This window comes from Draconibacterium orientale, from assembly GCF_900111425.1.
Classification (GTDB): Bacteria; Bacteroidota; Bacteroidia; order Bacteroidales; family Prolixibacteraceae; genus Draconibacterium; species Draconibacterium orientale.
Map to the genome: position 1 here is coordinate 37,532 of NZ_FOHT01000014.1, position 13,405 is coordinate 50,936.

Here is a 13,405-nt window from a genome sequence, read left to right on the forward strand (position 1 = left end):
CAAAAAAACTAAATCAAAAATGTAAAACAATGAAACTTAAAACTTATGTTCTTCTACTGGCTGCCCTGTTGGTAGTTCAGTTAAAAGGATTTTCGCAAGATCCGAATTTCCATATTTATCTCTGCTTCGGGCAGTCGAATATGGAAGGAAATGCACGTATTGAAGCGCAGGATACTGTTGACGTAGATCCCCGCTTTCAGGTGATGTCAATCATCGATTGTTCCGAACTGGGCAGAACTAAAGGAAACTGGTACACGGCAGTACCTCCTTTGTGCCGTTGCAAAACAGGTTTAACGCCTGCCGATTATTTTGGCAGAACCCTGGTTGAAAATCTGCCAAAACACATTAAGGTTGGTGTAATTAATGTTGCCGTTGGCGGTTGTAAAATTGAATTGTTCGATAAGGATAGTTGTGAATCGTATGTGGAAACAGCTCCATTTTGGATGAAGGGCATGTTAAAACCATATGATAATGACCCTTATAGCCGTTTGATTGAAATGGCCAAACTGGCTCAAAAAGATGGTGTGATTAAAGGTATTTTGTTGCATCAGGGCGAGTCGAATACCGGCGATTCGTTATGGACTGAAAAAGTTAAAGTTGTATACGAAAAACTGGTTGCCGATTTGGGGCTTCAGGCCGAAAATGTGCCTTTGCTGGCCGGTGAAGTGGTTGGCGATGATCAGAATGGACAGTGTGCAAGTATGAATAAAATTATTGCCACGCTGCCCGACGTAATTCCCAATGCACATGTAATCCCATCGGTTGGATGTCCGCAACGTGGCGACGGCCTGCACTTTACCGCTGAAGGTTACCGCATGTTAGGAAAACGCTATGGTTTACGAATGCTTTCACTGCTTGATTATAAAAGTGCTGCGCCAAAAGTTATCAGAGGCGAGGGTGCTCCCCGGGCAAATGTGGGGCAACGAAACTTCGGAGGAATGATGCTTCCCGGTGGTCAACGCCCACCAAGACCTCCTCGTCCGGAACCCGAAATAAAAACTGTTTCGCTGGATGAAATTTCCATGAGCGACCCTTTTATTTTTCCTGATAAAACAACACAAACGTATTATTTAACCGGAACAGGTGGCCGCCTTTATAAAAGTAAAGACCTGAAAATGTGGACCGGCCCGTATTCTATAATCGACCTCACCGGAACCTGGATGGATGGCAACTTTGTTGCTGCAGCCGAGATTCACCAGTTTGGCGATAAATATTACCTGGCCGGAACCTGGAACGACCACGGGAACCCGATCGAACATGTTGCGCGCCGTTATACAGTGCCTACCAACCAATCTCAGCTTTTGGTTGCCGACTCGCCCGAAGGCCCTTACAAACCACTGGTTCAGGAGTATGATTTTTGCCTTGGTCCACGCGATTGGGATATCATTGATGGAACGCTTTACGAAGAGAACGATACCGTTTACATGGTTTTTGTGCACGAGTGGACACAACTGATTGATGGTACAATGGATTACATGCCGCTTTCAAAAGATCTGACGCACCGGACTGCAGAGCCAACCACCATGTTCCGGGCCAGTGAAGCGCCCTGGTCGAAAGAAATGAACAGCATTGGTGAAGCGACTTTTGGTATGAAAATGCCGGGCTGGGTAACCGACGGACCTCAATTATTCAAAACACAAACCGGAAAATTGGGAATGCTTTGGTCGAGCTGGGGCGATAGTCGCTATGCACAGGGTATTGCCTATTCTGAATCGGGAAGTATAAAAGGCCCCTGGGTTCAGGAAGAGGATTCGTTTAAAGGCGATAACTCCGGCCACGGGATGATCTTCACAACGTTCGATGGCGAGCGGCTTTTTATCATTCATCATGCCGAAGAAAAAGGCCCTCGAAAACCTCAGGTTTATAAAATCGACGACTCAGGAGATAAACTCATTCTGGGTAAAAGATACAAACTGTAATTCAAATCAATAAACCAATAAAATAATCATGAGAAAATTATATATAACATTGGCTGCAATCTTGCTTTGCAGCGTGGTTTCAGCCCAGTTTGCGGGCATGCAGCCTGGACAAAAAACCGAACCACTACCCGAAGGTTTCAAACCGTCTTCAACAAATACTTTTTTGGCGCGTTATCCGGCGGTAAATGCCGAAACACGCGAAGCTATTTTTAAAGTGGTGGCACCTACAGCACAAAAAGTGCAGGTAGATCTGGCCGGGAAAAAATACGACATGACCAAAGATACCAGTGGTGTTTGGACCTGCAAGTCGGATCCGCAGGTGGTTGGTTTTCACTACTATGCTATCTTGATTGACGGAGTGGCTGTGATGGATCGAAATAGCGAAGCATTTTTTGGAAGCAACTGGGAATCGTCGGGTATTGAAATTCCCGAAGGCCCCGAAGGCGATTATTACCGTTTCAACAAGAGTATTCCGCACGGACAGATTCGTTCCATTCATTACTGGTCGGATATTAACGGTTTGGAGCGCCATATTAATGTGTATGTTCCTGCCGAATACGAAGCCAATCCGAACAAAAAGTACCCGGTTTTGTACCTCGTTCATGGCTGGGGCGAAGATGAAAATGGCTGGTCGGTACAAGGTCACATGGCCAATATTATGGACGGATTGATTGCTGCCGGAAAAGCAGAACCTATGATTGTGGTGATGCCAAGTGGCGATATCAAAACCAATTCCGATGTACGCGAAGCTTCAGGAAACGTAACCGAAATATTTGCCAAAAATCTGGTGCCATATATCGATAAAACCTTCCGCACTAAAACCGACAGGGAAAACCGTGCTATGGCCGGATTATCCCGTGGTGGTTTCCAAACCACAATGACCGTATTCAGCAACATGGATATGTTTGGATGGATGGGAACATTCAGCGGATTTTTTGTTCGTGGTGATGCCGTTGATGCTTTTAACGGTGTGTTTAAAGATGCTGAGGCATTTAATTCAAAAATGAATCTTCTTTTTATTAGTACTGGTACTGAAGAACGGAATCCGAAAGATCAGGTACTCGAACTCAAAGAACACGGTATTGATAATATCGTATTTCACGAATCTCAGGGCACAGCTCACGAATGGCTGACCTGGCGACGGGCATTGAATGAATTTGCACCGCTACTTTTCAAATAATTGAAACATTCAATACTCAGGAAAATGTTTAATAAGAACAACAAATTCATAAAAAGAAGCCTGTTTGTTTTTGCGGGAGTTTTAGCCATTGGACTATTTATGGCCTTAAAACCTGCTGATGATAAAACGCTGGTTTCTAAAATGCCAATCTACCTGAATACGGCATATTCGTTTGAGGAACGTGCCGCAGATCTCGTTTCGAGGCTGACACTGGAAGAAAAACAAAGCCAGCTTGGAAACAATATGGCACCCGTACCAAGGTTGGGGGTAAAAGCTTATAATACCTGGAGTGAAGCACTACACGGTGTATTGGGTTTTGCTGATCCCGGTGCCGGGATTCAGGGACCAACATCCTTTCCCAATAGCGTGGCGCTGGGTTCTGCGTGGGATCCCGAGCTAATCCAGCGAGAGGCTAAAGCTATTTCTGACGAAGCCCGTGCTATAAATGCCACCGGAACAAAAGGACTTACTTATTGGTCGCCGGTGGTTGAACCGATTCGCGACCCGCGATGGGGAAGAACAGGTGAGTCGTATGGCGAAGATCCGTTTTTGGTGTCACAAATTTCAGCGGGTTTTGTTCGAGGTTTGATGGGGGATGACCCGAATTACCTGAAAACCGTGCCAAGTGCCAAACATTATCTGGCTAACAACAGCGAATTCGACCGGCATGTAAGCAGCTCGAACATGGACAGTCGCGATATGCGCGAATTCTACCTGGCACCCTACAAAAAACTGATTGAAGAGGACGATTTACCTTCCATTATGTCGTCGTACAACGCGGTAAACGGCGTGCCAACTTCGGCAAGCCCGTATTATCTGGACACGATTGCCCGCAGAACCTACGGAATGAAAGGTTACATTACCGGCGACTGTGCTGCCATTGAAGACATTTATACCGGTCACTATTATGTTGAAACCGGTGAAGAGGCAACTGCAGAGGGTTTAAAAGCCGGCGTTGATTCCGATTGTGGAAATGTGTACCAGCGCAGCACTATCGATGCGTATAATCAAGGCCTGATTTCGATGGCCGATATCGACAGGGCACTGCTAAACATTTTTACTATTAGAATGAGAACCGGGGAGTTTGATCCGCCGTCACAGGTTCCGTATGCGCTGTTCCCGCCAACAACCGTTAACTCGGAGGCGCACCGACAGCTGGCGAAAGAAATTGCCACAAAAACTCCAGTGTTGATGAAGAACGATGTGTTGGCAGCAACCAATAGGCAGGCGCTTCCATTATTCCCAAAAGAGTTAAGTAAAATTGCTCTGATCGGGCCACAGGCCGACGAAGTGGAACTTGGCCCTTATTCCGGACGACCGGAAGCCGATAATATGATTTCTCCGCTTAAAGGAATTGAAAAATACCTGGAAGAAAAGGGATATAATACCGAGGTGGTGCATAGTTCAGGAGGAAATACTTTAAGTAAAAGTAACCTGTTGTATGTGGCAAATTTTGAGCTTTATAAAAGTAACGGTTCAGTTAGTAAACATGATGCTACAAAATACTCTGCAGCCTCAGCAGGAATAACCGTGGGCTCAGGAATGGGCGAAACCGTGCAGGTGAGAACCATTGACGATGGCTCGTGGACAGCCTACGAAAACATTGATCTGGCGGATGTCGACAGCATGGGAATTGTGGTGAATATTCCAACAGAAGGTGGAATTATTGAAGTTAGAGTAGGTTCGCCCGACGGAAACCTGGTGGCTACTTTAAACGCTACCGTTGCTTCAGGAAAACGCGCCGGGGGTGTATATGGCGGTGGCAGCATGATGAAAATGAAGGTGAATAAACTGGGTGTTACCGAAGCGCAAACCTTATATTTCTGTTACTCGGCACCCAACGATGCTCCGATTGATGACGCAACCATTGAAACGGCTAAAAATGCCGATGTGGCTGTGGTGTTTGTTGGTACCGATGAAAAAACAGCTACGGAAGAGGCCGACCGTCTGACCTTGTTGCTTCCGGGTAACCAGGTTGATCTGATTAAAGCGGTGGCAGCCGTAAATCCGTATACCATTGTTGTTATGCAAACGCTGGGATGTGTGGAGGTTGAGGAATTCAAGCACCTGCAAAATATTCCCGGAATTATCTGGGTAGGTTACAACGGACAGGCGCAGGGCGATGCCATTGCAAGCATTTTGTTTGGCGATGCCAATCCCGGAGGAAAACTCAATGCGACCTGGTACAAATCGTTGAACGATCTTCCGCCAATTACCGATTATACACTTCGCGGTGGAGCCAACAAAAATGGCCGGACATTGTGGTATTTTGATAAAGATGTTTCTTACGAATTCGGATACGGATTGTCGTATACCACGTTTGAATACAGTAATTTCAGAATCAGCAAAAATAAAATTACACCAAACGATAAAATTACCATCAGCGTTGATGTTAAAAATACCGGGATTTACGATGGCGACGAAGTGGTTCAGGTTTACATGACAACTCCTGAAAGTCCTGCAGAACTGGAGCGCCCGATCAAACGACTGAAAGGATTTCAGCGTGTTACCATTCCGGTGGGGCAAACCAAAACTGTTGACATCGACATCAACTGTGCCGATCTCTGGTTTTGGGATTTGGAAAAGGATAAAATTACCTACGATCAGGGAAATTATGTCTTCGAAATCGGAACATCCTCAAAAGCTATTAAGGGAACAGTTAGTGCCACCATGAGTGGAAAGGCAATTCCCGAGATTAAAACCGTAGTCGCTGATTGTGGCACGGTGGTACTCCGAAAAGGCGAGAGTGCACAAACCAGCGTTACCGCAGCTTTGACCGACGACAGTTTCTACGACATTTCGAAGGCAAAAGTGGTGTACAGTTCCAATAATCCGCTTGTCGCTGAAGTGGATAAAAACGGAAAAGTTATGGCAACAGGAACCGGCGTTGCTACCATCTTCGCCCATGTTACGGTTAACGGAAAAACAAAATCCGACGGTTTCCCCGTAAAAGTTATGCCCGATCTGAAAGCGGCATCAATTAAAGTAAACAACAAAGCGGTGAAAGGATTCAGCCCGGAAACGAAACAATATAGTTTCCTGATAAAAAGCAGTTCTGACAAAGCGCCTGTGGTTGAGGTCTCGGCAAACGATGCCAATGTTGAAGTAAAGATTGAGCAGGCTGTTGGCGTGCCGGGAACCGCAGTCATTTCGCTGATCGATCACATTACTTTCGATAAAAATGAATATGCCGTGAATTTTGGCGTGGCCTCAGAAAGCGACGAGTTTGAAGCAGCAGAATTGGGCAAGCAGTGGAATATTGTTCGTAAAAAAGCGGACAACCTGAGCTTAACAAAACAAGGAGGCTCGCTGGTGATCACCAGTGCCAAAGGTGGAATTGCAGGCGAAAGTAACGATGCTGAAAACATGATTTTACAAAGTGCCAACACCGACTGGATCATAGAAACAAAAATTGTTTGCTCGCGAAAACCAACAGGATTTTCTGAAAATGCAGGCTTGGTTGCCTACCAGGACGACGACAATTTTGTGAAAATGGTGTACAAAGCCAGTTTTGGAAGAAGAGGGTTTGGACAAGGGGCAGGTGAGCAACCCGGTGCTGTTGAACTTTCGGTTGAAAATGGTGGTGATGAAAAATCGACAGTAAACATCAGTATGGCTGACATTATAAAAGATGACAACACACTGGTGCTGAAACTGGTGAAAAAAGGAGATGCCTACACCGCTTACTGCTCGGCCGACGGAAAGAAATTCGAAGAAGTTGGAAAGGCCCATGTTGTGCTGAAAAATATTCAGACAGGGATGTTGGCTTGCGACGGCGTGATGCCTGCCCGCATGGCACGTTTCAGAAGGTTTATGCCGCAAAACAATCAGCCAAAATCACCGTTTGAAGTGGCATTTGATTATTTCAGAGTTGAAAACAGTGGGTTAAAATAAACACTTTTTACATATTATGAGACGAAGAAACCTGATATCAAAACGATTACAAGCGCTGATAATCGTGCTTGCTGGTTTTGGTATTGGGTTTTCTTTTCCTTCTGATTTTAATGTAAAAAAAGAAACGGACAACATCTCGGTTGTAGCCTTCGGCGATGGATTCATAGCTGTTTCAGAAAAAGGTAGTATTAACTGGATTTCAGGTGATGGCAAGATTGTGCAGTCTGAAACCATTCCGGATGTAAAATTCAACACTGTTACTGCCAACGAGAAATACCTGGTTGCTGCGGGTCGCAATGGGGCAATTTATTGTGCAAAAGAGGATAGAGTTTTTAAACCAATTCGCTCGGAGACAGTCAAAAACGTTAATTGTCTGACTTTATTCAAAAACAAAGTTTTGGCAGGCTATAATTCAGGAGAATTACGAATCGGGTCTTTAGACCAAAAACTGGAATTTGCCAACGTGGAATTAACAGGAAACATTCAATCCTTATCATCAAACGAAGCTTATTGTTATGGACTTACCGACCATGGCGAGATTTTTTATACCAGCAACGGAACAGAATGGAACGTAATTGATTTTAATGAAATGTACATAGGGTATTACCAAACGTGTACGTTCAGTAAAATACTGGTTACCCAAAATCAAATTGCAGTGGTGGGTGAAAATACCGATGGAGAACCTGTTTTGTATTTCTCATCAAAAGGAAGCGTTTGGAGCGAACGCCCGCTGTTATACACTGATGAGGATGGTTTTAAAGCAAAACTAAATGAAGTGCCCCGTGATATTTTTTATGATGCAATGCACGATCAGTACCTCTTATTGCTGGCACAGGGCAAACTAATGACCATTCCAGCCTGCTCGCATTGCCATCAGTTATACAGAATTACGGACGCCGAAATTTATGTAATCTCGGGAAACAACAAAAACATAATTCTTGTAGGGGAGAATAACTATGTACAACTACTAAATACTGAATTACTGTGAGTTTAGAAGAATGAAAACCTAACAATAAACAATAATTATTCGCCGGCTACATACCGTCGAAGCAATAACCAAACAAATGAAAAAAATAGTAAAACTTACCTTTTGTCTGATGGCAGTTTCATTGCTTTCAGCAGCAGCATCTGCGCAACAAAATGCCCGTATCAAAATAGATATCGACCGGCAGATTGACACCATCGACCCAAACATTTACAGTGCTTTTGTTGAACCGATTCGCACTGTGGTGTACGGAAGTATTTACGATCCTGAATCGCCGTTTGCAGACGAAAACGGCTTTCGTCAGGATTTTATTGATTTGTTAAAAGAATTGAATGTTCGCAGTGTTCGCTGGCCCGGCGGAAATTTTGTTTCGGGCTACAACTGGGAAGACGGAATAGGGCCAAAAGACCAGCGTCCGGCAAAACGCGATTTGGCCTGGAACCAAATTGAATCGAACCAAATGGGAACCGACGAGTACGCCAAATTATGCAGCCTGATTGGGGCTGATAATTTCCTTTGTGTAAACGGCGGTACCGGAACGCTCGATGATGCCCGCCATTGGGTGGAATATTGCAACGGCGAAGCCGGAACTTATTATGCCGATCTGCGGATAAAATATGGCAACGAAAAACCTTTCAATGTAAAATATGTGGGTCTGGGGAACGAAATCGACGGCCCGTGGCAAATGGGACAGAAAAGCGCCGAAGACTACTGTAAATGGGCGTTGGAAGCCGGAAAACTGATTAGCCTGCTGGATGAAGATGTGAAATTGGTGGCATCGGGCGCTTCCTTGTACCGCCCCGGAAACGATTGGGTAGATTGGAACGAGTATGTTCTGGATAAAATGATTGGAAAAATTGATTATTTATCGGTACACCGCTATGCAACCGAAGCGCTGCCTGGTGGTCGTGCTAACAAAGTTTTTTCCGACCACATGTCGTTGGGATTGGATATTGATGAGAAAATTGAAACCACACAGGCACTCATCAAAAAAGCCATGGTGAAATCGGAATCCGAACGTCCGGTTTATATTTCTTTTGATGAATATTCGCCCGGTTTTGGCGGACTGCTCAGTTCGCTGATGTTGGCGCAGCATTTGAATTCTTTTATCCGTCATGCCGATGTGGTGAAAATGGCCAACATAACCATGATTACCAACCTGGTGGGCAATTCTCCGGAAGGCGATTTTAAAAACTCAGTATTCCATACTTTTTCGCTTTACTCGCACAATGCCCTGGGCACCGCACTCGATGTAAAAACCATTTGCGATGATTACGACAACGAGGTTTTCAATAACATTCCTTACCTCGATGTAACAGCGGTTTTAAACGAAGCAGACAATAAAGTGATTATAAATGTGGTAAACCGCCACGAAACCGATGCCATTGAAACCAATATCGATTTGCAAAGTGGTGAATACACCGGAAAAGCAACGGCAAACCTGATCAATGCTGAATCGATTGACACCAGAAATACAAAAGATGCGCAACCTGTTCAGGTAGAATCAGAACAGGTAAGTTTTAAAGGAAATACCTTGTTATACAGTTTCCCGGCGCATTCATTTACACAAATCGAAATTCCTATTAAATAATTAATACTCCAATATTAGATTATGAATTTTAAACGATCAACATCCATCATTTTAATACTGTTTTCGTTGTTTGCACTGGCTTTTATTCCACAAAGCCAAATGGCAAAGCAACCTATTTATCTCAACACGGCGTACTCGTTTAAAGAGCGCGCCATCGACCTTGTTTCGCGGATGACTCCCGAAGAAAAGCAAAGTCAGTTGGGAAATACCATGCCACCTATTCCGCGGCTTGGCGTTAATCATTACGATGTTTGGGGCGAGGCACTTCACGGAATAATGGGCCGAAACAACAACAGCGGAATGACAGCCACTTCGTTTCCAAACAGTGTAGCCGTAGGTTCCACCTGGGACCCGGAGCTGATTAAACGCGAAACAAAAGTAATTTCCGACGAGGCACGTGGATTTAACCACGACCTGATTTTTACTCTTACCTACTGGTCTCCGGTAATTGAACCGGCCCGCGATCCGCGTTGGGGAAGAACTGCCGAAACTTTTGGCGAAGATCCTTTTTTGGTTTCTGAAATCGGGAAAGGTTTTATTCAGGGTTTAATGGGCGACGACCCCACATACCTGAAAACGGTACCTTGCGGAAAACACTATTTTGCCAACAATACCGAGTTTAACAGGCACTCGGGCAGCTCGGATATGGACGACCGCGATATGCGCGAGTTTTACCTGCTTCCGTACCGAACACTGATTCGCGATTACAATTTACCTTCGATAATGACGGCGTACGGCGCTGTTAACGGCGTTCCCATGTCGGCCAGTAAATATTTGGTGGATACGGTAGCACGAAAAACCTACGGAATGGACGGTTACGTTACCGGCGACTGTGGTGCAATTGACGACATTGTGCGTGGCCATCATTTTACGGAAAGTTATGAAGAAGCAGCGGCGCTGGGGCTAAAAGCGGGCGTTGACACCGACTGTGGCGGCGTGTATCAGGCTCATGCCCTGGGTGCTTTGGAAAAAGGTATGATGACGCAAGCCGATATCGATAAAGCGCTAATTAATATTTTTACCATAAGAATGCGTTTGGGTGAGTTCGACCCAGCTGAAATTGTTCCGTATGCAGGTATAAAACCGGATATTGTGAATGATCCGGCGCACAACGATCTGGCCATTGAAGTGGCTACAAAAACACCGGTTCTGCTAAAGAACGAAGTAACGGTTCAACCCGCCGAAAAAGCATTGCCGCTGAATACCAAACACATCAAAAAAATTGCGGTGCTGGGGCCACAGGCCGATAAAGTGGAACTGGGCGATTACTCAGGGCCAATTGAACCGCATTTGAGTATTTCACCACTTTTGGGAATTCAGAACTATATAAAAGAGCATAATCTGGATATTGAGGTGGTTTCTGCATCAACTGGAAATACGGATCGAAACACCGATTTTCTGACCATGAATGCTTTTTCCACCGTGCGCAACGGCGAAGTGGTAGCCGAATTCGAAGCTACAAAATACGACGATTCGGCACCTGGATTGATTGTGGCAGCTCGTTTTGGCCGGACCTCAATTCGCGGAGTAAAAGATGGCGACTGGACAGCTTACGACAATGTGGATATTACCGACGTTGATTCCATTCGTTTTAACGTGGCAGCCTCGGGTAACGGTGGTTTGCTCGAAGTGCGTGTGAGTTCGGCAACCGGAAATATTCTGGCAACGCAAAAAATTGAGGCCGTTCAGCAACGCGGTGGATTCCCCGGATTTGCACGGCCACAAAATGTTTCGGTAAAAATAAATACGCTGGGAATTACCGGGCCGCAAACGCTGGTGCTGGTTTACCGCGAAGCCGAAAGCCCTGCAACCGATGCCGCAACACTTGAAATGGCTGCTACTGCCGATGTGGTACTGGTTTTTGTGGGAACCGATCAAAGTACCGGCCGCGAAGAATCTGACCGCTTCGCCATTACCTTACCTGGAAATCAGAACCAACTGATTGAGGCTGTTGCCGCCGAAAACCCAAACACCATTGTGGTGATGCAAACCATGGGAATGGTGGAAGTGGAACAATTCAAAAACAACCCGAATATTCCGGGAATAATCTGGACTGGTTACAACGGACAGGCACAGGGAACTGCCATGGCCCGCATTTTATTTGGCGATGTAAATCCCGGCGGAAAATTGAATGTTACCTGGCATAAATCCTTAAACGACCTGCCCGGATTTAACGACTACACCTTGCGTGGCGATGGCTCGAATGGAAGAACGTACTGGTATTTCGACAAACCGGTTTCTTACGAATTTGGCTATGGTTTGTCGTACACTACTTTTGAGTACAAACGGTTCAGTATCAGCAAAACAAGGCTAACGCCAAATGATAAAGTAACCATAAGTGTTGATTTGAAAAATACAGGCGCGGTTGACGGCGACGAGGTGGTGCAGGTATATGTAAAAACACCCGACAGTCAGGCAGAACTGGAGCGCCCGATTAAACGTCTGAAAGGATTTAAACGTGTAACCATTCCGGCTGGACAAACAAAACGCGTTTCCATTGATATCGATTGTAACGACCTTTGGTTTTGGGATGCCGAAGCCGGTAAAATTACCTTCGATCAGGGAAGTTATATTTTCGAAGTTGGGGCATCGTCAAAAGATATAAAAGCTGAACTGGAAGCGGTTATGAGCGGCGAATACAAACCGTTGTTAACAACTGTTGTTGCCGAAAGCGACAAGATGATATTGCGCCCAGGAAATACAGCTCAAACAAGTGTAACTGCTGCAATGTCGGACGATAGTTTCTTCGATATTTCGAAAGCTGAAATTGAATACAAAAGCAACAACCCTGCGGTGGTAAGCGTGGATGAAAATGGCAAAGTAACCGCTACCGGAGTTGGTGTAGCATCGGTATTTGCTTATGTAACCATCGACGGTGTAACCGAATCAAACAGCTATCCTGTAAAAGTTATGCCCGACCTCAATCCAAAATCAATTTTGGTAAACGGCAAATCCATCGAAGGATTCAATAAAGAGGTAAAAGCATACAGCTACCTGTTAAAAGATAAAACCAAAGTGCCGGAACTGAAAGCAACGGCTGCCGGAAAAGGAATTACTGTTGATATTCAGCAGGCAAAACAAATTCCGGGAACTGCAGTGGTGAAATTCATCGACAACATTACGCTTGAAACCAACACCTACTATTTCAATTTTGATGTGGAAGCAGTGAGCGACGAGTTTAACGGCGCTGTTGGAAGCCAGTGGCAATGGATCAGGGAAAATGCTGCGACACAAAGCCTTTCGGCAAACGATGGCAGCCTGACCATTACCAGCGAAGTTGGCGATGTTTCGGAAGGTACCAACAATGCCAAAAACATTCTGCTGCAAAGTGCCAATAACGATTGGACCGCGGAAACAAAACTGACAGCATCACGAATGCCTTCTCAACCTGAAAATGCCGGAATTCTGGCTTACCAGGACGATGATAATTTTGTGAAACTCATGTTCCGGGCGGTGATTAAAACCACACGTCAAAGAGGGCCGCAACCCGGTACCATCGATCTGATGATGGAAGAAAACGGGATTGCAAAATCGCTGGCTTCGTTCAACCTGAAAACCGAAATTACCGGCGACCAGTCTTTGGTACTCAGACTCGATAAAAAAGGAAGCATTTACACCGCTTCGTATTCCTTGGATGGTGAAAATTTCGAAATTCTGGGAACAGCAGATCTGGCAATAAAAGACATAAAAACAGGCTTAATGGTAGGCGACGGAATCATTACCGGGTATATGAAAAGTACGTTCTGGTTCGATTCCGACACGACCAAACCGGATTCTCTGTTCAACGTGGCCTTCGATTATTTCCGGATTACAAATAGCGGACTAAAACAGTAAAA

At 45.2% G+C, this 13,405-nt stretch carries 6 protein-coding genes; all 6 read left to right on the forward strand.

All coding sequences use genetic code 11. The annotated features are described in order from the left end of the window. Nucleotides 1-29 precede the first annotated feature (29 nt). The 6 genes from BMW53_RS20945 (at nucleotide 30) to BMW53_RS09365 (ending at nucleotide 13,403) form a co-directional block, all read left to right on the forward strand. The gene (locus BMW53_RS20945) at nucleotides 30-1,919 is read left to right on the forward strand and encodes a sialate O-acetylesterase (RefSeq protein WP_081804746.1); all 1,890 of its coding nucleotides are present in this window, start codon (nucleotides 30-32) and stop codon (nucleotides 1,917-1,919) included. Nucleotides 1,920-1,947: 28 nt separating this feature from the next. Beyond that, complete coding sequence (locus tag BMW53_RS09345; protein WP_038555086.1) at nucleotides 1,948-3,099, forward strand: alpha/beta hydrolase-fold protein; 1,152 nt, start codon at nucleotides 1,948-1,950, stop codon at nucleotides 3,097-3,099. Between the two features lie 24 nt (nucleotides 3,100-3,123). Beyond that, nucleotides 3,124-6,993, forward strand: coding sequence for a glycoside hydrolase family 3 C-terminal domain-containing protein (locus BMW53_RS09350; protein ID WP_139178075.1), 3,870 nt, complete (start codon nucleotides 3,124-3,126; stop codon nucleotides 6,991-6,993). 16 nt (nucleotides 6,994-7,009) lie between these two features. Then, nucleotides 7,010-7,981 (forward strand): hypothetical protein, encoded by a 972-nt coding sequence (locus BMW53_RS09355; RefSeq protein WP_038555083.1) that lies wholly within the window; start codon nucleotides 7,010-7,012, stop codon nucleotides 7,979-7,981. A 76-nt stretch (nucleotides 7,982-8,057) separates the two neighbouring features. Next, nucleotides 8,058-9,569, forward strand: a complete 1,512-nt coding sequence (locus tag BMW53_RS09360; protein ID WP_038555080.1) for an alpha-L-arabinofuranosidase family protein — start codon at nucleotides 8,058-8,060, stop codon at nucleotides 9,567-9,569. A 21-nt stretch (nucleotides 9,570-9,590) separates the two neighbouring features. Further along, the gene (locus tag BMW53_RS09365; RefSeq protein WP_038555077.1) at nucleotides 9,591-13,403 is read left to right on the forward strand and encodes a glycoside hydrolase family 3 C-terminal domain-containing protein; all 3,813 of its coding nucleotides are present in this window, start codon (nucleotides 9,591-9,593) and stop codon (nucleotides 13,401-13,403) included. Nucleotides 13,404-13,405: the final 2 nt, after the last annotated feature.

What these genes read in the sequence shown, in the direction of transcription:
- BMW53_RS20945 (WP_081804746.1), top strand. Translation starts at nt 30, where the DNA reads ATGAAACTTAAAACTTATGTTCTTCTACTGGCTGCCCTGTTGGTAGTT.
- BMW53_RS09345 (WP_038555086.1), top strand. Translation starts at nt 1,948, where the DNA reads ATGAGAAAATTATATATAACATTGGCTGCAATCTTGCTTTGCAGCGTG.
- BMW53_RS09350 (WP_139178075.1), top strand. Translation starts at nt 3,124, where the DNA reads ATGTTTAATAAGAACAACAAATTCATAAAAAGAAGCCTGTTTGTTTTT.
- BMW53_RS09355 (WP_038555083.1), top strand. Translation starts at nt 7,010, where the DNA reads ATGAGACGAAGAAACCTGATATCAAAACGATTACAAGCGCTGATAATC.
- BMW53_RS09360 (WP_038555080.1), top strand. Translation starts at nt 8,058, where the DNA reads ATGAAAAAAATAGTAAAACTTACCTTTTGTCTGATGGCAGTTTCATTG.
- BMW53_RS09365 (WP_038555077.1), top strand. Translation starts at nt 9,591, where the DNA reads ATGAATTTTAAACGATCAACATCCATCATTTTAATACTGTTTTCGTTG.